Source organism: Streptomyces durhamensis, from assembly GCF_000725475.1.
In the GTDB taxonomy this organism is placed as follows: Bacteria; Actinomycetota; Actinomycetes; order Streptomycetales; family Streptomycetaceae; genus Streptomyces; species Streptomyces filipinensis.
Map to the genome: position 1 here is coordinate 18,713 of NZ_JNXR01000040.1, position 21,192 is coordinate 39,904.

Genomic DNA, 21,192 nt, shown 5'->3' on the forward strand with positions numbered 1-21,192 from the left:
CGGCTTCTCCGGACCCCTGGCTCCTCGGACCCCTGGCTCCTCGGACCCCTCGTTCCTCGGACCTCTGGCTTCCCCGGGCACCTGGCTTCCCCGGGTGCGGGCGATGTGTGCGCGTCATGGGCTGACCAGGAGGACTCAGGATCTCAGGCGGCGAGGATGCTGATGCCGTCGCCGAGGAGTTTGAGGCCGAGCACGAAGAACAGGACGGCCATGACGGCGACGTTGTGCCGCGCGGCCCACTCCCGCCAGTCGGCGAGGATGCCCTGGGCGCGTTCGCCCATGACCAGGTAGACGGCGAGTGGTGCGAGCACTCCGAGGGACGCGATGGCCACGAAGATCGCGAGTGCTCCGATCTGCTGTGCCACGGGGATCCCGGCGGAGCTGATCGAGGCGGCCGCGGCGATGGTCAGGGGGGCGTTCTTGAGATTGGCCGCCGAGAGCAGCAGCCCCAGGCCGAGCGTCTTGACGGGGGTGAAGCGGTCGATCGCCGCCATCCACTTCGGCAGCTGTGCCTGGGAGGCGTCTTTGGGGCGGCGCCGCCATTGCCGGGCGCCGAAGACCGCGAGGAGTACGCCCAGCGCGAGTTTGAGGGCTCCGACCCAGGTGGCCGGCTGCTTGTGGTCCGAGGCTCCGTCTGTTCCGCCCACGGCCAGCATGACCGCGCCGAGCGCCGCGAGCCCCAGCAGCCATCCGAGGGCGAACAGCGGTCCGTTGAGGCGCCCCCGTGGGGTGGCCAGGAGGAGGATGATCGCCACGATCGGCAGGGGGCTGACCGCGACACCCGCGGCCAGGCCCAGCACGTCCCCGACGGCGTGTCCCACTGCGGCCTCCGGCGGGGGGAGAGACGGTGATCCCGAGCGGGCCGTCCGTGCCGCTCGGCTCGAAACCGGTGTGCCCGGCCCTGGGACGGGCGCGGCCCTCTCCGCCATCGTGGGGGTCTTCCGGGCCGCCGGCCATCGGCTGCTGGTGAACGGGTGACCTGACCACCGGCCTCGAAAGAGTCCGGTGGCGTGCCCATCGGCCTCGAAAGAGTCCGGTCGCGAGCCCATCGGCCTCGAAAGAGTCCGGTCGCGAGCCCATAGGCCTCGAAAGAGTCCGGTCGCGAGCCCATCGGCGCGAGTTCGTTCTCGTCCCCGCTAGCCCCGGCGAAGTGGGGGCGCGCCGGTCCAGGCGTCCGGGTGGGGCGTCAGGGCCGCGGAGACGACCTCACCGGACGAGGCGGCCGTGTCAGCGGTGAAGCGCAGGCGGCCGACGCCGAGTTGTCGCAGCGCCGGGCCGTGGTCGACGGCGACGACGAGGGAGACCGCGAGCAGCAGGAGGCGCCACAGGGTCATCACCGGGCGGCGCAGGGCGCGCGGCAGCTCCGCCAGGGAGGCGTGCAGGCGCTCGCAGTGGAACGGGACGTGGCGCTGCTCGTCGGCGAGGATCCGCCCCGCGACGTCCGAGGTGAGCGGGTCGTCGGTGCCGTCGCGCAGTGCCCGGTAGTAACGCAGTGCCACCACTTCCGCGATCATCAGCACCAGCAGTTCCGTGCGCAGGCCCATGAGGCGCCGCAGCCGTACGAAGACCGCGTCGCTCCAGTGGCCGCTCAGCGTCGGTACCCCGCCCGCGGCCAGCAGCCGGGCGAGCAGGCGGGCGTGGTTCTGCTCCTCGGCGACGAAGAGGCGCACCGCCTGTGCGTAGTCGCTGTCGCCGGCCTCGTCCGCTTTGCCGACGAGGTTGGCGCCGTCACCGTCCTCGCCGACCTGGAAGCGCTGGATGCCGGCCCACACCGCCGGATGCAGGGTCGGGCGCTGCGCCCAGTCCGGGTCACCCTGGGTGCGCCTGCGCTCGAGCTCGTCCTCGAACCGCCTTGTCCACTTGGCGAAGCCGCCCGTGCCCACCCGTCTCCCCTCTCCGGGGCACAGCCACCGTGCACCCCGGAGAGGGACGACGCCGACGGGCGCCGAACCGTTCCGCCGCCGCGGTTCTACGGGACCGGCTGGTAGGTCACGGTCCTGCCGGGGCACGCCCCCGCGAGTTGGTCGAGTGCTTCGAGTTCCACGGCGTCCGCGGTGAGTCCCCAGCGGAGTTTGGTCCCGACCCATTCCGAGATGTACCGGCACGTGACTTCGGCCGTGGGCGGCAGCCACTGGGCCGGGTCCTGGTCGGCCTTGCTGCGGTTCGCGGCCGCCGAGACGGCGACGAGGGAGGTCGGAACGTCCAGGTCGTTCGCGTAGGCCTCGCGCCGCGCGGCCGTCCACTGCGACGCCCCGGAGTCCCAGGCCTCGGCCAGCGGCACCATGTGGTCGACGTCCAGGGCTGCGGCCGAGGTGATCCATTTGGAGTCGTAGTACGACCACCAGCGCCCTCCGGACAGCTTGCAGCCCGGAAGGACCTGGGGTGGGTCGATCGCCTCCGCGAGAAGCACCTCGGCCCGGGTGTTGCAGCCGTCGGACGGGTTCTTGCCCGCGTTCCAGTGCTTGAAGCTCGTGCGCTGGTACCCGTCCCGCACCTCCGCGGCGACGGGCAGTTCATGAACGGCCGCCGCGAGGGGGACGGTGTACGCCGGGGTGTCATGGCCCTGCGCTTGGGCCGGAGTGGGTGCCATGAAGGGCACGACGAGGAGTGCGACCGCGAGGGCGGCCAGCCTGAGGTTTTTGATCACGTCAAGCAGAGTTGACGCTGGATACCTCGTTCGAGGGATGCGACTCGAATGAATGAGCCATACGGACGCCCTGGTTCACCGTACAGGTGTGCCAATGGCACGTTTCGCCCGCGGCCGTCCCGGTCGGCCCCCCGTTCGGGCGCACCCCCGGCCCCGGACATGCGACTGGTGTTAATAATGGACCGTGAAGAGGCGTTTCGGCCTAGTCAGAGCGTGGGCGGACCCCGCCGGCGCCGGGTCGGCCCCGCCCGCCCCGGGCGAACCTCGTCGCTCCCCGTTCAGCGTCCGCAGTCTCGCCGGTCAGGTGTTCGTGCTGCAGCTGGCCCTCCTGATCCTGTTCGGCGTGGCGGCGGTCACGGCCCTGGTGCTGCAGGCTCAGGGAGCAGGCGTGCAGGAGGCGCGGGAACGCTCTCTCGTCGGCGCCGAGACCTTCGCGAACGCTCCGGGCACGCTCGCCGCGATGCGGTCTCCCGACCCGAGTGCGCTGCTGCAGCCGAGGGCGGAGGCGGCGCGCAGGAGGTCGGGGGTCGACTACATCGTCGCGTTCAGCCCGGCCGGGTACCGGTGGACCCACCCCGACCCCCGGTTGATCGGCAAGCACGTCACCGGAACCTTCGACGAGGCGCTGGCCGGGCACCCCAAAACCTCCACGTTCGGCACGCCCGTCGGCCAGGCCGTGGATTCGACCGTCCCCGTCTTCGACGGCCACGGCAAGGTCGTCGGGCTGGTGGCCGTGGGCATCACGGTCAGGAGCGTGCACCAGCGGATGGCCGGGCAGCTGCCGCTCCTGTTCGGCGCCGCGGGCGGCGCGCTGCTGCTGGTGGCGGGCGGATCGGCGCTCGTGAGCCGGCGGCTGCGACGGCAGACGCGCGGCCTGGAACCGGCTGAGCTCCGGCGGATGTACGACCACCATGACGCGGTGCTGCACGCGGCCCGCGAGGGCGTGCTCATCGTCGACGAGGACGGGCGGCTCGTGCTCGCCAACGACGAGTCGCGTCGGCTGCTGGGGCTGCCCCCGGGCACCGAGGGGCGACGGATCGCCGACCTGGGCTTCGCACCGGTCCTCACGGAGCTGCTGCTGTCGGGGCGGTCGGTGACGGACGAGGTGCACGCGGTCGGCGAACGCCTGCTCGCGGTGAACGTACGGCCGACCGCGCCCTACGGCGGTCCCGCCGGCAGCATGGTCACCCTGCGCGACACCACCGAGCTGCAGGCCGTCACCGGCAAGGCCGCCGTGGCCGAGCGCCGGTTGCGGCTGCTCTACGACGCCGCGACCAGGATCGGGACCGCGCTCGACATCGTCCGCACCGCCGAGGAACTGACCCGGTTCGCGGTACCGCGGTTCGCCGACTACGTCAGCGTCGATCTGGTCGACTCGATCCTTCAGGGCGGAGAGCCGCAGGGCACCCTGATGCTCCGGACGGCCGTCACCGGCCTCCACGAGGAGCATCCGCTGTACCCGGTCGGCAAGCTCATCGACTTCGGCGCCGAGACCCCGCAGGCGATCGGGTTCGGCACCGGTGAACCCGTGCTGGAGGCGGACCTCCCCGCGCTGACCGGATGGCAGGAGGAGGACCCCGTCAACGCGCGCCGGATCATCGAACACGGCATCCACTCGATGATGGTGATCCCGCTGCGCGCCCGCGGCATCCTCATGGGCGTGGCCAGCTTCTGGCGCTCCGAGCGGCCCGAGCCCTTCGAGGAGGAGGACGTGGCGGTCGCCGAGGAGCTGGTGGCCCGGGCCGCGCTCGCCATCGACAACGCCCGCCGCTACACGCGTGAGCACACCACGGCCGTCACCCTGCAGCGCAGCCTGCTGCCGCGCGGTGTCCCCGAGCAGACGGCGCTCGACGTGGCCTACCGCTATCTGCCCGCGCAGGCCGGGGTGGGCGGGGACTGGTTCGACGTCATCCCGCTGCCGGGCGCCCGGGTGGCGCTGGTCGTCGGTGACGTGGTCGGGCACGGGCTGCACGCGGCGGCCACCATGGGCCGGCTGCGCACCGCCGTGGACAACCTCTCCGCACTCGACCTGCCCCCGGACGAGCTGCTGGTCCGCCTGGACGATCTGGTGAGCCGTATCGACAGCGACGGGACGAGCGAGCAGCCGGGGGCGGGCATCACCGGAGCCACCTGCCTGTACGCCGTCTACGACCCGGTCGCCGGCCAGGTCACCGTGGCCCGGGCCGGCCATCCAGGACCCGCCGTCGTGCTGCCCGACGGCACCGTCTCGTTTCCCGACGTGCCGGTCTTCCCGCCCCTCGGCCTGGGCGGCGGCCTGCCGGTCGAGTCGGCACACCTGGTTCTGCCCGAGGGATCGCGGATCGTGCTGTACACCGACGGGCTGGTGGAGGACCGTGACCGGGACCTCGACACGGGCCTTGAGCAGTTGCGCGCCGCGCTGACCGGCGCCGCGGACCGTACGCCGGAGGAGACCTGCGCGGACGTCCTCGGCGCGCTGCTGCCCGCCCGGCCCAGCGACGACATCGCCCTGCTCGTGGCGAGCACCCGCCTGCTGCCCGCCGACCGGGTCGCCAGCTGGGACGTGCCGTCCGACCCCGCGGCCGTGGCACCGGTCCGCGCCGACTGCGCACGGACCCTGGAGGCCTGGGGCCTGCGGGACATCGGGTACGCCACCGAGCTGATCCTCAGCGAGCTGATCACCAATGCCATCCGCTACGGCTCCCCGCCCGTCCGGGTCCGCATGCTGTACGACCGCTGCCTGATCTGCGAGGTGTCCGACGGCAGCAGCACCTCCCCGCACATGCGGCGGGCCGCCCTCACCGACGAGGGCGGCCGCGGCCTGTTCCTCGTCGGCCAGTTCGCCGAGCGCTGGGGCACCCGCTACATGGCCCGCGGCAAGGTGATCTGGAGCGAACAGGCGCTCCATGACGGCCAGGGCGAACCGGGTCCCGAGGCGGTCGAGGACCTCCTCGACCAGTGGGACGACTCCGCCCTGTGAAGAAGGGGCCGGCGGGTCCGGGCCCCGAGCCCCGCCCCGCGTTCGGAGCGGGGCGTGATCATGAGGCACGCTCAGCGGGACGCCCAGGTCAGCAGCGCCGTCACCAGGAACACGACGACCGCCGCGAGCCAGACCACAAGGCGTGCCGGCCCCGAGGATCCGGCCGGCGCCCACTCCTCTGCCTCCCGCGACAGCAGCGCGTCCGCGAATGCCCGAGCGGTGGGCGGTCGGTCCCCGGGTTCCACGGCCAGCGCGGCACGCAGAAGGACGTCGATGCCGTTCGGAACCCCGGGCCCCCGGGGGATCGCCGGCAACGCGGATGCCCGCTCCGCCGCAGGGACCGCACGACCGCCCGGACCGAACGGCTTCTGCCCGGTGAGCAGTTCGAACGCGACGGCACCGAGGGCGTACACATCGGCCCGGCCGTCGAACCCGCCGGTCTGGAAGGCCTGCTCGGGTGCCATGTACGCGGGAGTGCCCGTGGTCACGGTCAGCCCCGACGCGTCGGCCAGCCGCTTCGCGCTGCCGAGGTCCGCGACGAGTACGGCGGGAGGCGTGCGGCCGGCGTCGAGCAGGAGGTTCGACGGCTTGACGTCGCGGTGGACGACGCCCGCGTCATGGAGCACCTGGACGGCGTATCCGGCCTCGGCCGCCAGCCGGAGCGCCTCCTCGGGCCGGCAGTGCCCGATCTTCTCGGCCAGCGTGCCGCCACGGACGTAGTCCATGACGAAGTAGGGCCGGTCGTCGTGCACGCCGACGTCGTGGACCCGTACGACGCGGGGGCTGGAGATCCTGCGGAGCAGCCTCGCCTCCGCCAGGAACCGTTGTCGTACGTCGGCGTTCGACGCCCAGTTGTCGGCCAGCACCTTGACCGCGACATCCGTGTCGAGCTCGGGATCGTATGCTTTCCAGACGGTGGCGAACGAACCGGCTCCCAGCCTCTCCTCAAGGAGATAACGGCCTAGCTTCTGCATGCGGCGCATTGTGCCCGAGGCCATGCGGCGGGGAACTCCGGGTGGGACCGGGGGGATCCGGGTGGGACGCGAACGCCGGACACGAACGGGGGGCTTCAGGGTGATGGAAGAGGATGAGCTGACACAGCTCGTGGCGTCCGCCCAGGCGGGTGACCGGGGATCCCTGGACCGCCTCCTCACCAGGCTCCGCCCCACGGTCCTGCGCCGCTGCTCCAGGTTCCTTCCGCACCACGCCGACGCCGAAGAGGCCGCGCAGGACGCCCTGTTGTCCATCAGCACCCATCTGCACGACTACGGCGGGCGGGGCTCCTTCCTCGGCTGGGTGACCGTGATCGCCTCGAACGCCGCCCGGTCCACGTACCGCTCGATGCGCCGGCGCGCGGAGGACAGCCACGCGGTCCTCCCCGAGGGCACCGACCCCCGGACGACCAGCGTCATCGCCGGAACCCGGCTGGATCTGATGGAGTCGCTGGCCGCGCTCGAGGAGCGGCATCCGGCCCTGGTGGAGTCCTTCGTGCTGCGCGACCTCGGCGACCTGACCTACCTTCAGGTCGCCGAGATCACCGACGCGCCCCTGGGCACGGTCAAGGACCGCATCCATCAGGCCCGTCGCTTCATGCGGGACCGCCTCGCCCTTCAGCCGGACTAGGGCCGGGTGGTGCTGCCGTGCGGCCTCGTACGATCGTCGTCATCCTGGCGGCAGCCGTCGCACTCGGCCTGCTGACCGGCCGGTTCGTCCTGCCCGCCCGCTCCGCGACGGCCACCCCCGCGCCGCCGCCCAGCGCCGCCGCGTCCTCGCCGCGTGACGGCTCTCCGCCGCCGAAGCCCGCCGCCGGGCCCATGACGGAACGGCACCTGCTGGCGGCGGCCGCGTTCAGGAAGGCCGGCTTCACCCGCCGCGTCTACGTGCGCGACCGGGTCGGCGACGGCAGGTACGCCGACGCGGTCTGCGCCGGCGAGAAGACCCTCAACGAGACCCTGGGCGGGCCGGACGCACACTTCCGCGGGTTCGCCACGAGCAGGGACACGGACCCCGACGACCCCACGCTGGCGTTGCGCGGCGAGGATCAGGTCGCGCGCGAGGTCGCCGGCGACGCCAGGAGCCCGGCACTGGCCCAGAACTTCGCCCAGCGCCTGCTGCTGGAGGAAGTGCCCTGCCAGGAGGAACCGGCCGGCCACTGGGTCTACGGGCCGACGCACACGATCACCGTCGCACCGGGTATCACCGCGAGCTGGATGGGCTCCTACGACGGCGACCTGAACACCAAAGGGACCGCACCACGGGGCAAGGAGCCCTGTGGAGGCATCGCCGTACTCCGCAACGGCTCCCACTTCGGCGTCCTGGAGGTCGACGCCTGCCTGGACACGGCGGCGACGACGCGGATCGTCCGTGCGGCCGTGACACAGCTCTGAGACCGCCTCGAACGACGGCGACGGAGGTGAGGTGGATCACACCGATCGCGGCCGACCGGCATCCAACATCTCCCGCGGGGCCGGCATCTCCCAGGTGTACGAGGACGCGAACCGCGTCGCGACCAGACAGGAGATGAGATGTTCGAGATGCTCGGCACCCAGGCAGCCCGCAAGAGGTCCTCGCGTCGCCGCCGTACGGCGGGCGCGGCCGCCCTGGCCGGTGCCGCCCTGATCGCGGTCGGCATCGGCGCGCAGCCGGCCGCCGCCGGCGCGGACACGGGGGCTGCGAGCCGGTCGGCCATCGCGCGTACCGCCGCGCCGGGCCTCGGCTCCGGCAACCTGATGCAGAGTGAGGACTTCTTCCAGCAGGGCCTGGCCCCGGTCGGCGCGACGGTGGACCTGACCGGGAAGCAGGCTCTCTCGGCGTGCTCCGGCGAGGAGACGATGCGCGCGCTGACCAAGGGGAAAGCCGCCGCCTACGCCGACGTGACCTGGGCGTTCGACACCAGGGCCGTCTCGCTGACCGAATCCGTCGCGGAGGTCTCCGGCGACACGTCGGCCGTCTCGTACGAGAAGCGGCTCGACACGCTGGTCCGCGGCTGCCAGAACGAGCCGGCCGGTCACTGGCACTACGGCAAGGGGCACGCGATCACCGTCCGGGCCGGCGAGGGCCGTTGGTATCCGGCCTTCACCGGCGGCGGCAAGGTCACCGGCGGTGTCGCGGTGATCCGCAGCGGTCACCGGTTCGGCATCGTCGAGCTCTCCGGTCAGCCCAGCGACGACCCCGGCTACATCGAGGGCATCGCCGCCGCTGCCGTCAACCGGCTGGCCGGCTGATCCCGCCGCCCGGACCGGTCCCGCCCTCGCCCCCGGAAGGGAGCGAGGGCAGCGCGAGGAAGCGGGGACCAGTACCTCCACGGGAGCGCCGTGGGCGTGTCCGCCGCCGGGAGCGGTGTCCGGGCTACTGCACGTCCACGAAGTCACCGGTCGCCTTGACGGCCGGGGTGGTGGAGGTCCCCGCGAAGTTCCAGCGCCAGTAGCCGTCTTCGGCTGCGGGAACCGTGGTCGTCAGGCTGCCGGTGCTGGAGGTGTACACGGTCTCCGCGTGGGCACCGGGGACGGCAAAGGCGGCGCGCTTGCGCATGAGACCGGGTGAGATAGTAGCCATGGATATAGTAGCCATGTACTCTATTCGCCATGAGCAAGGGTTCTCCGGGCCCCACGCCCGGCTTCCTGGTGTGGCGGCTCGCCAACAAGTGGCGCGTCGCGGTGGATCGCGCGGTGGCCCCACTGGGCCTCACCCACGCGCAGTACTCGGTGGTCGCGTCGCTGCACGGCATGCAGCGCGCCGGCGAGCGGCCCAGTCAGCGCCAACTCGCCGACCGAACCGGCCTGGAGGCGCTGTACGTCTCGAAGCTGGCGCGGGCCCTGGAGTCCGCCGGACTGATCGAGCGCACCCGCGACCCCCGCGACCCCCGGGCCGTGCAACTCGCCCTCACCGAGCAGGGGCAGGCCGTCACGGGGCAGGCCATCGCGGTGGTCCAGCGGCTGCTCGAAAACCTGCTGGAGCCACTGGGCGGCCTCGACGCCCCGCGGACACGCGCCTTCACCGACGAGTTGACGACCCTGCTCGACGCACCTCTCGCTCCATCCGTACCGAACGACGAGAGCACCCAGGGGACGACACCATGACCACCACCGCATCCACCACGACCGCAGCCGCTACGACCGCGGCCGTCGCCGACGCCCGTGCCCTCGGCCTGGCCCACTACGCCGCCCGAGGCGTCCTGGAGCACGTCCTGGCCCGGCACGGCACCACGTTCCAGCAGCAGATCGCCCTGCGCGCCGCCGTCACCGCCGACGCCCCGCAGACGCCGGACGATCTCGTCACCCAGGTCCGGGCCTCCCTCAAGGCCGATCCGGCCGACATCCGCGCCACCGTCGAGGAGTTGCAGGCCAAGCAGCTGCTCATCGCGGACGGCGCGCACCTGCGCCCCACGGCTGCCGGGCGCGAGCTGATCGCCGCCATCAGCGCCGAGACCGCCCCTCTCACCGCCCGCGTCTGGGGCGGGATACCCGCGGCGGACCTGGCCGCCGCCGGCCGCGTCCTCGCCCTGGTCACCGAGCGCGCCAACGCGGAGCTCGCGGCGCTGAGGGGCTGACCGGGTGACCTGCTGAGCGCACGGGCCCTCCTCCAGCAGGGCGCCGGCGGCCACGCAAAGGCCCCGGGCCGGGTTCGGTCCGGGGCCTTTGGCATCCACTTCTCACACGAAGACAAACGGCCGTGACGGCCGGACGGGCGACGGGCCGGTGGCCCGGGTGCCGGGACCCGATGCGGTGAGCCAGGTGCCCCGGCTACCGATCGTGGCCGCAGTCGGAACCGACATGGGTGAACTGCGCACCTGGACTGCCCTCACCGTTGGCCAGGTTGCCGAGCAGGCCGTTGGCGATGCCCACCTCACCGAGGATGTCGAGATCCAGGTCGTGCGACTTGCACCCACCGCCGCCATACATGGGTACCGCGGCTTGCGCGGTGGCCGTGCCGGTGGCTATGAAGCTCACGCTAGCGATGACCGCGGCCGCGACAGCGGCCTTGGAGAGCTTGCGCATTTCTCCTCCTTGGGGCGAGTGGAGCGCACCGTGACAAAGATCCATTCAGCGCTCATCTCGGAGGCTAATCCGACCTGCACCGCGGCGCTCTTCCGGTGGCGCCATCCGGGGGCACCGGGGGTCACCCACTCGCCGGGGTCCCTTCGGGGCCACCGGTCGGGTGCCGGCTACGGGTTCAGTACGACCTTTCCGGCCACGGTGCCGGACTCGGCCAGCCGCAAGGCGTCCGCGGCGCGGGTGAGCGGCAGTTGGGCGGCGATCTGGGCGGTGACCTCTCCGCGCTGGAGGGCCGCGAAGACCTGGGTGAGGTCGGCGCGGAGCCGGGCGCGGAACCGGTTCCTGGCCAGGGCCCGGCCGGCCCAGACGTTGAAGAAGAAGGCGCGGCGGCGATTGGGCAGGGCGTTCCACAGCCATACCCGGCCGAGGAGTTTCAGTACGGACCACTGCTTGGAGCCCTCGGCGTCACGGGTGGAGGCGCTGCCGTACGAGACGAGCGTGCCGCCGGGGGCGAGCAGGCGCCAGGAGTCGACGATGCCGTGACCGCCGACGTGGTCGAAGACGGCGTCCACGCCGCGGGGGGCGAGGGCCCGGATGCGTGCGGCGACGTCGTCGGCGCGGTAGTCGACGGGGACGACTCCCCGCTCCCGCAGGGCGTCGTGGTGGCGTACGGACGCCGTGCCGATCACGCGGGCCCCCGCGGCCTGGGCGAGCTGGACCAGGACCGAGCCGACGCCGCCGTTGGCGCCGTACACCACGACCGTGTGTCCGGCGCGGACGCGGGCCTTGCGGTGCAGCATCTGCCAGGCGGTGATGCCGTTGACGACGAGGGTCTCCGCCTGAGCGGCGCCGATCCCGTCGGGCACCGGCACCACGTCCGCCGCGTCGACGAGCACATGGCTGGCCCAGCCGCCGACCTTGACCAGCGCGGCCACCCGGGTGCCGGCCAGGCCCGGCTCGACGCCCTCACCGGTCGCCAGCACCGTGCCGACGAGGTCGTAGCCGGGCACGAAGGGGAACGGCGGCTGGTCGTAGTAGCGGCCTCGGCGCATCTGCTGCTCGGCGAAGGACACGCCGGTCGCCTCCATCCGGATCACGACCTGGCCGGGGCGCGGGGCCGGGACCGCCCCGCGCCGGATCCGGAGTCCCTCGGGCTCCACCTTGCCCGGGAGGACGACCTCGACGAGTTCTTCGGTGTGCATGACGACCTCCGCTGCCGCTCCGGCTTGTTACTTGCTCTCTTGTTCGTTAGAAGTTGTAACTCCACCAGCACGGGAATGTCAATAACTTCAGTGATAACCTCTAACCATGGTGAGTTCGGAAGCGAAGTCCCCGCGCGAGCGGTACCGCGCCCAGGTACGCGCGGAGATCAAGGAACGTGCGTGGGAGCAGATCGCCTCGGCGGGCGCGTCCGCGCTCTCCCTCAACGCGATCGCCAAGCGGATGGGCATGAGCGGGCCCGCGCTGTACCGGTACTTCGACGGTCGTGACGAGCTGATCACCGAGCTCGTCAGGGACGCGTACCGCAGCCTCGCCGACACCTTCGGCGCGGCCTCACAGGACGGTGCCGACGTGGCCGCGCTGGCGCACGCCCTGCGGGGATGGGCCCTGGAGGACCCCCAGCGCTACTTCCTCGTCTACGGCACGCCCGTCCCCGGCTACCACGCGCCCGACGACATCACCGCGATCGCGTCCGAGATCATGGCGACCCTCCTGGACGCCTGTGCCGCCCTGCCGTCCGACGGCCCGGCCCCGGCCATTCCGTTCGACGCGCACCTCGAAGGCCACCGCGACTGGGCGGACGGCCATCCCGCCCCGCCCGCGGTCCTCCGCCGGGCCCTGGCCTTCTGGACCCGGCTGCACGGCGCCCTGTCCCTCGAACTCGCCGGCCACTTCACCGGGATGGGATTCGACCCCGCTCAGCTCTTCGCCGCCGAACTGGACGACCTGACCGGCCTGCGGTCCGGATAGCCGGGCGGCAGGGCCGGCCTACCGCCCCGGGCGAACGGTCGTCCGCAGCCGGACGTGGTCACGGCCGAGCGACCCCGGGCGGCGGCAGCCGTCCGGACGCCAGCCGTGCCGGGCGTGGAACGCCTGCGCCCGCGCGTTGGCCGCCCAGCACTCCAGGACCGCGTCGCTGAGCCCGTCCGCGTGCAGCCGCCGTACGAACGCCTCGTGCAACAGGCCGCCGACGCCGTGTCCCCAGGCGTCCGGTTCGACGCCGATCTGCTGCAGCTCCCGCACCGAAGCGGCGTCGACGTCGTCGAACTTCGGCGGCCCGGACATGAGAAAGCCGACCGCGCGGCCCTCGGACGCGGCGGCGACACACACCCGGCCTTCGGCGACCGCGCGCTCCCAGTAGGGGAGGATCCGCGCCGCGGTGTCCAGCTCTGTCGCCGGCAGGCCGCCCGCCGTGTAGTACGCCGTGCGGGTGTGCAGCGCGGCGAGGACCGCGGCCTCCTCCTCACGGGCCGGACGGACGCTGATCCGGGTCTCCGTCATACGGACGAGGACGCCCCGGGGCCGGCCCCCGGTTTCGAGGGCGCCGGCCCCGGACCACCCGCGGCGGACGTCCCGGTCGGGCGACCGGCTCGGGGGGCGCCGCGGCGGCTCGGTGCGTTCGGGGCATCGCCACGCCGAGCCGGCTGCCGGCGAAGGGCCCCCGCGAGGGCGCCCGTTCCGCCGGCCGTGGCCGGTCAGGCCGTGGCCTCGGCCGGGGAGGGGGTCTGGGCCGGCCGGTGGGCCACGCGCCGGCGCCGGGCCGGCAGTCCCATCGTCGGGTTCGCGACGCCCCAGGCCGCGCCCTTGCAGACCAGTTCCTTGTAGAAGGCGGCGAGCCGTCCCGTCAGGGCGGCCCGGACGGCGCGGTCGTCGGCGGTGACGTACTGGATCAGGCCTTCCCTGCGCCCCAGCGAGATGCACTGGTTGAAGTAGCGGATCGGCACCTCCGGGAGCTTGCCGCCGGTCAGGCGCGCCGCGATGGCGTCGGCCGCCTGCCAGGCGGTGGGGACGCCCGAGGCGCACGACATCCGCAGCGGCTTGTCGCCGGGGCCCGTCACCATGGCCGCGTCGCCGACGGCGTACACGTCCGGGTGCGAGACCGAGCGCATGGTCCGGTCGACCACGATCTGGCCCGAGCCGGTGACCTCCAGGGTCGTGGCCCGCGCGATCGGGTGGACCGCGAATCCGGTCGTCCACACGGTGACCGCGGCGGGGATCGTGCCGCCCCCGGCGGTGCTGACACGGTCGGAGCCGACGGCGGTGACGACGGCGTGTTCGTGCGCGGTGATGCCGAGCCTGCCGAAGACCTTCCGCAGGTGCCCGCGGCCCTTCGGGGAGAGCCACTCGCCGAGGCCGGCGCGGGCGACGAGGGCGACGTCGAGGTCCGGACGGGACTCGGCGATCTCGGTCGCCGCCTCCACGCCGGTGAGGCCGCCGCCGACCACGACCACGGGCGCTCCGGCGGCCAGGCCGGCCAGGCGCTCGCGCAGCCGGAGCGCTCCGGGGCGGCTCGCGAGCTGCTCGGCGTGCTCGGCGGTGCCGGGGACGCCCTGGTCGTCCCAGCCGCTGCCGAGGGCGTACACCAGGGTGTCGTACGGCAGTTCCTCCGCCCGTCCGGCGCCGTCGGTACGGTGGACGGTGACGCTCCTGCGGTCGACGTCGACACCGGTGACCTTCGCCAGCCTCAGTTCCACGCCGGTGCCCGCGAACATCTCGCTGAAGGGCCGGGGCCTGAGGTCCTGGCCGGCCGCGAGCTGGTGCATGCGGACGCGCTCGACGAAGTCGGGCTCGGCGTTGACGAGCGTGACGGTGACGTCCTCGCGGTGCAGCCGCCGGGCCAGGCGCCCGGCGGCGATGGCTCCGGTGTACCCGGCCCCGAGGACGACGATGCGGTGCTGCTGCATGTCCCTGCTCCTGTCTCCTGCGGATTCGCTTCAGCGGATTCGCCCCTTGAACCGGGCGGCCCGCCGTTTCCTGACAGGAAGGCGATGTGAAGCAGCTCACATCATGTTCAGAAGGCGTCGAGCAGGGGTTCTCCGTGGTCGGTGGCCGCCCACCGCCGGGTCGCGCGCACGAGCTTGTCGGGGTTGACCTGGTTACGGAACGCGGCGATGCCCTCGGGGGTGATCTCCAGGCACATGACGCCGACGATCCGGCCGTCGAGGACCGCCACCAGGGCGGGGCCGCCGTTGGCGGTCGTGGCGTGCAGCGCGGGCGAGCCGCCGATAAGGGCGCGCTTGGCCTTGTTCGGCTTGAACAGCCCCCGCATGAACGTGGCGACCGCGAGGGCGCCCTCGAACGCCCTGGCGCGGGCCGGGACCTTCCCGCCGCCGTCGCCGATCGCGATGGCGTCCTGGGTGAGCAGCCGTACGAGCGGCTCGGTCCGGCCGCTGGTGGCGGCCGCGAGGAACTCGTCGATGACCCGCCGGGCGGCGGCCTCGCTGATCTCGGCGCGGGCCCTGCCGTCCGCGACGCGCTTCTTGGCGCGGTGGAAGGTCTGCTGGCTGGTGGCCTCGGTGAGGCCGAGGATCTCGGCGATCTCCCGGTGCGGGTAGCCGAACGCCTCCCGCAGGACGTACACGGCCCGCTCGCCCGGGGACAGCCGCTCCAGCACGGCCATGACCGCGTACGACAGCGATTCGCGCTGTTCGGCCGTGTCGGCCGGCCCGAGCATCGGGTCCCCGGCGAGCAGCGGCTCGGGGAGCCAGTGGCCCACGTAGGTCTCGCGCCGGGCGCGGGCCGAGGTGAGCTGGTTGAGGCACAGGTTGGTGAGGACCTTCGTCAGCCAGGCCTCGGGCACCTCGATGCGCTCGACGTCCGCGGTCTGCCAGCGCAGGAACGTGTCCTGCACGGCGTCCTCCGCCTCGCTCGCCGAGCCGAGGAGGCGGTAGGCGATGGCCTCCAGCCGGGGCCTGGACGCCTCGAACCGGTCGACGTCGTGCGCGGTCAGGACCATGGCCCGGATCCTAACCCGCACGGCGAGGCCTCGGCCGGGCTACGGCCCCCCTCCGCGCCCGGGCCGGGCTACGGGCGGCCGGTGGCGGCCTGTTCGGCCGCTCCGGCCTGGTGCAGCAGGAGGCGGGCCAGGCCGCGGGCCTCCTCGGGGGTGAGTGCCGCCCAGACTCCCGGCTCGCCGCCCTGGTCCTCGCCCACGTCGAGCGTGATCCGGCCGACGGGACGGTCGGGACGCCCGAGCCACAGGCACCGCACGGCTATCCTGCGGCCGCACCTGGTCACGACAGGGGGGTCCAGACGGTCGTCTCCCGCGGTACGCGTCGTACCCGCCATCGCCATCGGTCTCACGCTCCTTCGCCGGCCGGCTCCGTCCACTCGGACACCGGGAACAGCGCGCTGTACGCCCGGATTGTTCCGGGCGCCCCCGGACGACGGCGGGCGACGGGCCGGGCTGTGTGATGATGCGGGCCTGTGAGCGGCCCTGGGGAGGGGCCGAACGGGCCGGGTGAGGGGCGGAGTTCGTCGTGGGTGAGGGCGGGCAGTCCATATCGGACGAGGAGTGGGAGCGCTTCCTGCGGGAGGCCGAGGACGGAACCCGGGACGCGCCCAAGGAGCCGTCGGCCCGGGCCCGGATGGTGGCCCGGCGGCTGCGGGAGGAACCCGGCAGGCCGGACGCCTGGCGCGGTCACGAACCTGCCCGGCGGCGGGGCGGCAAGGGCCGGTACGTGGTCGGTCTGCTGGTCGCGGCTGGCCTGCTGGCCGTGGCGCTGGCCCCGGGGCGGGTGACCGGATGGTTCGGGGGCGGCGGCGGGGACGGGAGGGGCACGCCGCTCGCCGTGGAGTCCAGGCGTCCGGACCAGGCGCCGCCGGCCGAAGGGGCGGACCAGCGGCCCACCGTGGCCCAGCCGTTCCGGGGATCCCCCGCGGCGCACTGGGGTGACGGGACGGCGGGGATCGGCATGCCCGCGGCACGGGCGACCGGCTGGATGAGCAAGGCACAGGTCGCGCAGGCCCTCGGCCGCAGCCGCAACTTCCTCGCCGAGGCCGGCCTGGATGCCGCGGTGCTGGGCGGGAAGCGGCCGGCGAAGGCGATCGCGCTGGTCAACCCCCACCAGCGGGACGTCCGGGACTACCTGGCGGCCGCGTTCCGCGCGCCCAGCCGCACGAACGACCCGCTGCTGCTGTTCAGCCGGTTCGACAAGGCGAAGGTCCGGCTCGTCGGGGACGTCGTCAAGACCCGGGGCCGGATCACCTACCGGGAGGGCAAGCGCGGCGCGGTCGAGGTGACGGCCGATGTCACCTTCGTCTACCCGGTCGTGCGCGCGGCGGCGGGAAGCGACGACGTCGAACGCACCATCGTGCGCCGGGAGATCGTCATGAGCTGGGACGACCCGGCGAAGGTGATCACCGAGCCGGGGACGTTCTCGCTGCTCTCCTACAAGACGGACACCACCAACGGCGGCTGCGGCACCTACACCGGCTATCTCAGCCCCGGGTTCGGCGCCGGACACGCGTCCGCGAGCCCGGACGACGGCCCGACCATCGACCCGTACGACCGCAGCACAGCGGTCCGAGCCGGCACGCGGGGCGACGACGGCACGGCCTGCGGGACGGCTACCCGGTCGTAGCCGGCGACGGACGCGTGGTGCGCAGCGCCCGCAGCGGTGAGAGGAAGGCCGGCAGGAAGCTCAGCGTCATGCCGGCCGCGCCGATCCACAGGGTGGCCGCCGCGCCGAACGCCGAGCCCAGGACGCGGCCCAGGACTCCGACGCCGTACTCCTCGGCGAGCCGCGCCCGGGACGGCAGGCGCCTGCCGATCTCCCACTCTCCCGCGAGCACCCGTACGCGCAGCGCGTCGGCCACGGCGAGGTACGGCGCCTGGTGGGGCATGGGCGACTCTCCGGTGGGTGAGGTGATCCGGGCGAGTTCGCAAGCTACTTGACCGGCGGACGACGGCAGCACGCTGGGCGTGACGGTCACCGTCACCTCGGTGCAGGACGGCCGGGTGCACTTCGACCTAAGGCCGAGGACCACGCCTCGCCGGCCCCCGGCCAGGGCCTCGACGCGGGACGTTCACATCTGGCGCGGGTCCGGCCTGAGCACGGCGAACACCGCCTGGGCGGGATCGGCCAGCCAGGCGATACGGCCGACGCCGGGGACGTTCGCGGCCGGCATCAGCACCGTGCCGCCGTTGTCGCCCACCGCGGCGACGATCGTGTCCGTGTCGGCCACGGCGAAGTAAGGCACCCAGCGCGCGTCCTGCCCGCCGTCCTGCAGCGGGGCCACACCGCCGAAGGAACCCTCCTGCTGGTCGCCCTCGCCGATGCTGAGCACCTGGTACGTCATGCCGGGCGCCTGCATCTCCTGGGCGCGCCAGCCGAACAGCCCGCGGTAGAAGGCGATGGCCGCCTGCGGGTCGCCGACGTGCAGCTCCACCCACACCAGGGTGTCGTCCTCCGACGCCCGCTGCAGGCCCTGCGCGGACTGGAGCACGGCGAACTGCGTGCCCTGCGGGTCGGTGAGCTGGGCGAAGGTGCTCTCGCCCAGGCTCACGGGCGCGACGCGCACCGTACCGCCGGCGGCGGCCACGGCCCGCGCGGTGGCCCGGGCGTCGTCGGCCCGGAAGTACGTCGTCCAGGCGGACCTCGCTCCCGGCTCGGTCAGCGGGCCGAGGGCGGCCACCGTGGCGCCGCCCTTCCGGAAGAAGCCGTAGCCGCCCGTGTCCGGGCCGGCGGAGGCGAAATCCCAGCCGAAGACGGCGCCGTAGAAGGCCGCGGCCGTGGCCGTGTCGGGGCTGCCCAGGTCGATCCAGATGGGCGATCCGGTGCGGAACTGTGTGCCGAGCATGCGTCTCCTCCTGCCGGTCCGGTACGCAGCCGCCCGCCACTATGCCGACGGCCCCGGCCGGACCTCGCCGGGACACGGGAAAAGACCCTCACGAATCTGTGCAGGAGTGCCACACGGGCTACACACAGCCTTTCGAAAGGCTCGTTAGCGTGACTGCTCGCCCGCCCCCCTGGACCCAGGAAGACACCGATGGACTACTGCTCCTCGTGCCGCCGACACCTCAACGGCGCCCTGGTCTGTCCCGGGTGCGGCGCCTACGCCCCCGACATCGCCCCGCCCGGCACGGACGGCTACAGCGCGGACGGCCTCGGCGTTCACAGGTTCGGCACCGAGGGGCCCGTCGCGAACGCCGGCCGGCCGGAACCCTCGGCACCGCTCGCCGGCCAGGGCTGGTTCGGCGCCCAGGCGGCCGCCGCGCTGCCGCCCGCCGAGGCACCGGCCGCCGAGGCCACGGACGCGCCGCACCCCGGCACCGCGTCGACCCCGGCCGCGGAGATCCCGTTCACCCCGGCCGCCGACGTCACGGACGCGCCGCCCGCCGCGCGGGGACGCGCCGCCCGGCGCCGTCAGCGCGCCCGCTGGAAGAAGAGCCAGCGCCGGGCCGTGGTGGCGACCGCCGTGGCCCTGGTAGGCGGCGGCCTGACCCTCGCCTCGCTGGACCGCGGCTCCGGTGACCGGGCCCAGGCGGCCACCGCACCGGACAACCGCACCATGGGCCTGACCGGCGAGCCGCCGGCCGCACCCGACCGGCCGGCGTCCACGCCTACCCCGCCCGCCACCCCGCACCACCGGCACACGCCCGCCACCCCGACGGCACGGACGGCTGCCGTGAACGTCCCGCGGCAGCAGATCCTCGCGGCCACGCCGCAGACGCCGCGGCAGGCCCCCGGCACGCACACCGCTGCCGTGGCCGCCCATCCGGCCGCCCCGGCCGCCCCGCAGGCCCAGAGCGCCGCGCCGTCCTCGTCCGGCACGACCACCGGCGCCTCCGGCGCCTCCGGTACCTCCGGCTCCTCCGGGACTTCGGGCACGTCCGGTACGGCGGCACAGCCGGCGCCCGCCCACACGTCGGGCAGCTCAAGCAGCTCCGGCACCTCCGGCGGCGGCACCTCCGCGTCGGCCCCGGACCCGGCGTCGACCACGTCCCACCAGCTCTGCCTGGTGCTGGTCTGCCTCGGCTGACCCACCGGGTGCCGGAACGGCCGGACGGGGAAGCCCGTGGGCCGATCGGCTACGCTGCGCGTCCGATCAACGGGGGAGAACCATGTCCGACAGAAGCCTGAGACTGACCATGACCGCGGTGGCGGCGGCCCTGCTGGCCGCACTCACCGCGTGCGGCGGCAAGGGAGGCGACTCGACCGCCCCGGGCGCGGCGCCCGCGAGCGCCGTCACCACCGCCCCCGCCCCGAGCCCGAACCCCGTCCACGGTCTCAAGGACACGGTCCGCCACATCACCCGGAAGACCACCCGGGCCACCCGCCCGCACCTGGTCAGGCACTGCACGACCAGCACCCGCCGGGTCAGCCACACCTCGACCTCCGGCTCCGGCAGCCACCGCCGGACCCGCACCTGGTACACCACCGAGCACTCCCGCGACTGCCGCAAGGTGCCGAGCGGCACCGAGACGTACCGCAGGGAACTGCGCCCGGAACGCTGGTGCGTCCGCCTGGACGACGTGAACGGCGACCGCACACAGGACGACCTGTGGGTCCGCGTGGCCCGCGTGGACTACGACCGCGTCCTGGGCGCCGACGACCACAGCCGCGTGCAGGTCGTCCCCCTGGTCCCGGACACCGGCTGCTGACGGCCCGGCCCCGCGGGCGCCCTCAGGAGCACCGGTCGACCGGAGCCACGCTCACCGCGCCGTTCCGCCAGTCGAGATGCCGGATCGTCGTGGCGGCGTCCGGGTCCTTCCCGGTCTTCACCCTGACCGTGACGCCGGATCCGTCGGTGGCGAGGAGCTCGCCGCACACCGATGCCCCACGTGTGTGGACCACGACCGTCGCCGCCGGGTCGTCCGGCCCCGGGGCCACCCAGGTGACCATGATCCCGGCCGCCGTCGCCAGGACGCCGAGCAGGGTCGCCCAGCACGCCCGGCGGATCAGCCGCGCGATGCGGTTCCTCTCCTCCCGCTCCCAGTCGAGCAGCTTCTCGGCATCCACGTACTTCAGCTCGAAGCCGGGTTTGCCGTGGACGGCCCGCACCGCGAGAAAGGTGGCCAGGAGCAGCGACAGCAGCCCGGCCGCCACCAGCAGCAGCACCGTCAGCCGGTATCCGGAGGGGAGTTCGGCCACGTTCTCGCGGCCCTTGAGGACCAGCACCGCGGCCAGCAGGCCGGTGGCGGCGGTGAGGAAGTTCCGCCAGCCCTCGGCCTGTCCGCGCGCGATCTCCAGTTGGGTCTCCGTCATCGCCTGGAGCCGCTGATGGGCGCGCCGCAGTTGCCGGGGGGCGTATCTCCTGGGTGTGGTCACGAAGTCCCGCCCGCGGATCGGACCGCCGTCCAGGCCGCGCCGCAGCCCCCGGTCTCGTCGGCGTCTCCCCGATGGGGGTACGCGCAGGCGCACTGCATGTAGACCCGCCCGGGGACCTCGTCGGCCGAGGCGCCGCCGCGGGGCCGACCCTTCGCCACGGCGCCCGGGATCACGTGCGGGACCGGCTGCTCCATCTCCCCGGCGCACTCCGGGCAGGCGCCGAAGACGCTGAGCGACTCACCGGTCAGGTTCCAGGAGAACCCGTTCTCCTGGTCCGGCAGATTCTTGACCTCGTAGTCCTTGGACAGGTGCGGCACA

Annotated in this window: 23 protein-coding genes and 2 pseudogenes; 10 read left to right on the forward strand and 15 right to left on the reverse strand. The window is 73.5% G+C overall.

The window, feature by feature from the left end:
* Positions 1–143: 143 nt before the first annotated feature.
* The 3 genes from IO33_RS0138175 to IO33_RS0138185 form a co-directional block, all read right to left on the reverse strand.
* Positions 144–821, reverse strand: coding sequence for a GAP family protein (locus IO33_RS0138175; protein WP_031173667.1), 678 nt, complete (start codon positions 819–821; stop codon positions 144–146).
* 315 nt (positions 822–1,136) lie between these two features.
* Positions 1,137–1,883 (reverse strand): ferritin-like domain-containing protein, encoded by a 747-nt coding sequence (locus IO33_RS0138180; protein ID WP_031173668.1) that lies wholly within the window; start codon positions 1,881–1,883, stop codon positions 1,137–1,139.
* Between the two features lie 86 nt (positions 1,884–1,969).
* Positions 1,970–2,647, reverse strand: coding sequence for an HNH endonuclease family protein (locus IO33_RS0138185; protein WP_031173670.1), 678 nt, complete (start codon positions 2,645–2,647; stop codon positions 1,970–1,972).
* A 304-nt stretch (positions 2,648–2,951) separates the two neighbouring features.
* Between IO33_RS0138185 and IO33_RS0138190 the strand changes: the two genes are divergently transcribed.
* On the forward strand, positions 2,952–5,606 hold the full coding sequence (locus IO33_RS0138190) for a SpoIIE family protein phosphatase (RefSeq protein ID WP_031173671.1): 2,655 nt from the start codon (positions 2,952–2,954) through the stop codon (positions 5,604–5,606).
* Positions 5,607–5,677: 71 nt separating this feature from the next.
* On the opposite strand, the gene IO33_RS0138195 is transcribed toward IO33_RS0138190, so the two are convergent.
* Entirely contained in the window at positions 5,678–6,580 is a 903-nt protein-coding gene (locus tag IO33_RS0138195) for a serine/threonine-protein kinase (protein ID WP_031173672.1), read from the reverse strand.
* A gap of 103 nt (positions 6,581–6,683) precedes the next feature.
* Between IO33_RS0138195 and IO33_RS0138200 the strand changes: the two genes are divergently transcribed.
* From IO33_RS0138200 to IO33_RS0138210, 3 genes are all read left to right on the forward strand, one after another.
* Positions 6,684–7,229: an RNA polymerase sigma factor gene (locus IO33_RS0138200; protein ID WP_031173674.1), complete on the forward strand. Its 546-nt coding sequence runs from the start codon at positions 6,684–6,686 to the stop codon at positions 7,227–7,229.
* Positions 7,230–7,246: 17 nt separating this feature from the next.
* Positions 7,247–7,993, forward strand: coding sequence for a hypothetical protein (locus tag IO33_RS0138205; RefSeq protein ID WP_031173675.1), 747 nt, complete (start codon positions 7,247–7,249; stop codon positions 7,991–7,993).
* A gap of 138 nt (positions 7,994–8,131) precedes the next feature.
* Entirely contained in the window at positions 8,132–8,830 is a 699-nt protein-coding gene (locus IO33_RS0138210; protein WP_031173676.1) for a hypothetical protein, read from the forward strand.
* 124 nt (positions 8,831–8,954) lie between these two features.
* On the opposite strand, the pseudogene IO33_RS0138215 reads toward IO33_RS0138210, so the two are convergent.
* Positions 8,955–9,092 (reverse strand): annotated as a pseudogene (locus IO33_RS0138215) (calcium-binding protein); the annotation flags it as partial.
* 98 nt (positions 9,093–9,190) lie between these two features.
* On the opposite strand from IO33_RS0138215, the gene IO33_RS0138220 reads away from it, so the two are divergent.
* Positions 9,191–9,685: a MarR family winged helix-turn-helix transcriptional regulator gene (locus tag IO33_RS0138220; protein ID WP_031173679.1), complete on the forward strand. Its 495-nt coding sequence runs from the start codon at positions 9,191–9,193 to the stop codon at positions 9,683–9,685.
* Complete coding sequence (locus tag IO33_RS0138225) at positions 9,682–10,155, forward strand: hypothetical protein (RefSeq protein WP_031173680.1); 474 nt, start codon at positions 9,682–9,684, stop codon at positions 10,153–10,155. Before IO33_RS0138220 ends, IO33_RS0138225 begins: the two co-directional genes overlap by 4 nt.
* A gap of 193 nt (positions 10,156–10,348) precedes the next feature.
* On the opposite strand, the gene IO33_RS0138230 is transcribed toward IO33_RS0138225, so the two are convergent.
* The gene (locus tag IO33_RS0138230) at positions 10,349–10,603 is read right to left on the reverse strand and encodes a hypothetical protein (RefSeq protein WP_031173682.1); all 255 of its coding nucleotides are present in this window, start codon (positions 10,601–10,603) and stop codon (positions 10,349–10,351) included.
* A gap of 167 nt (positions 10,604–10,770) precedes the next feature.
* On the reverse strand, positions 10,771–11,802 hold the full coding sequence (locus IO33_RS0138235) for a medium chain dehydrogenase/reductase family protein (RefSeq protein ID WP_031173683.1): 1,032 nt from the start codon (positions 11,800–11,802) through the stop codon (positions 10,771–10,773).
* A gap of 106 nt (positions 11,803–11,908) precedes the next feature.
* Here IO33_RS0138235 and IO33_RS0138240 point away from each other — a divergent pair, with 106 nt between their 5' ends.
* The gene (locus tag IO33_RS0138240; protein WP_031173684.1) at positions 11,909–12,571 is read left to right on the forward strand and encodes a TetR/AcrR family transcriptional regulator; all 663 of its coding nucleotides are present in this window, start codon (positions 11,909–11,911) and stop codon (positions 12,569–12,571) included.
* Between the two features lie 18 nt (positions 12,572–12,589).
* Here IO33_RS0138240 and IO33_RS0138245 read toward each other — a convergent pair whose 3' ends face one another.
* The 4 genes from IO33_RS0138245 to IO33_RS0138260 all read right to left on the reverse strand — a co-directional run bounded on the left by IO33_RS0138245 (position 12,590) and on the right by IO33_RS0138260 (position 15,895).
* Entirely contained in the window at positions 12,590–13,102 is a 513-nt protein-coding gene (locus IO33_RS0138245) for a GNAT family N-acetyltransferase (RefSeq protein ID WP_037687038.1), read from the reverse strand.
* A gap of 194 nt (positions 13,103–13,296) precedes the next feature.
* Entirely contained in the window at positions 13,297–14,505 is a 1,209-nt protein-coding gene (locus IO33_RS0138250) for an NAD(P)/FAD-dependent oxidoreductase (RefSeq protein WP_031173686.1), read from the reverse strand.
* Between the two features lie 107 nt (positions 14,506–14,612).
* Positions 14,613–15,557: an RNA polymerase sigma factor SigJ gene (gene sigJ, locus IO33_RS0138255; RefSeq protein WP_031173688.1), complete on the reverse strand. Its 945-nt coding sequence runs from the start codon at positions 15,555–15,557 to the stop codon at positions 14,613–14,615.
* Between the two features lie 68 nt (positions 15,558–15,625).
* Positions 15,626–15,895: a hypothetical protein gene (locus tag IO33_RS0138260; RefSeq protein ID WP_245235995.1), complete on the reverse strand. Its 270-nt coding sequence runs from the start codon at positions 15,893–15,895 to the stop codon at positions 15,626–15,628.
* Positions 15,896–16,080: 185 nt separating this feature from the next.
* On the opposite strand from IO33_RS0138260, the gene IO33_RS0138265 reads away from it, so the two are divergent.
* The gene (locus IO33_RS0138265) at positions 16,081–17,184 is read left to right on the forward strand and encodes a hypothetical protein (protein ID WP_031173691.1); all 1,104 of its coding nucleotides are present in this window, start codon (positions 16,081–16,083) and stop codon (positions 17,182–17,184) included.
* Between the two features lie 136 nt (positions 17,185–17,320).
* On the opposite strand, the pseudogene IO33_RS53045 reads toward IO33_RS0138265, so the two are convergent.
* A pseudogene (locus IO33_RS53045) lies at positions 17,321–17,446 on the reverse strand (GntR family transcriptional regulator); the annotation flags it as partial.
* A 183-nt stretch (positions 17,447–17,629) separates the two neighbouring features.
* Positions 17,630–18,403, reverse strand: a complete 774-nt coding sequence (locus IO33_RS0138275) for a VOC family protein (RefSeq protein WP_031173694.1) — start codon at positions 18,401–18,403, stop codon at positions 17,630–17,632.
* 189 nt (positions 18,404–18,592) lie between these two features.
* Between IO33_RS0138275 and IO33_RS50765 the strand changes: the two genes are divergently transcribed.
* Both IO33_RS50765 and IO33_RS0138285 read left to right on the forward strand, forming a co-directional pair.
* Positions 18,593–19,585, forward strand: a complete 993-nt coding sequence (locus tag IO33_RS50765; RefSeq protein WP_031173695.1) for an SCO2400 family protein — start codon at positions 18,593–18,595, stop codon at positions 19,583–19,585.
* Positions 19,586–19,667: 82 nt separating this feature from the next.
* Positions 19,668–20,207, forward strand: a complete 540-nt coding sequence (locus IO33_RS0138285; RefSeq protein WP_031173697.1) for a hypothetical protein — start codon at positions 19,668–19,670, stop codon at positions 20,205–20,207.
* 22 nt (positions 20,208–20,229) lie between these two features.
* Here IO33_RS0138285 and IO33_RS0138290 read toward each other — a convergent pair whose 3' ends face one another.
* Entirely contained in the window at positions 20,230–20,811 is a 582-nt protein-coding gene (locus IO33_RS0138290) for a hypothetical protein (RefSeq protein WP_245235996.1), read from the reverse strand.
* Positions 20,812–20,870: 59 nt separating this feature from the next.
* Positions 20,871–21,191 carry a hypothetical protein gene (locus tag IO33_RS0138295; protein ID WP_031173699.1) on the reverse strand — a complete coding sequence of 107 codons (321 nt, stop codon included), beginning with the start codon at positions 21,189–21,191 and terminating at the stop codon, positions 20,871–20,873.
* Position 21,192 lies beyond the last annotated feature (1 nt).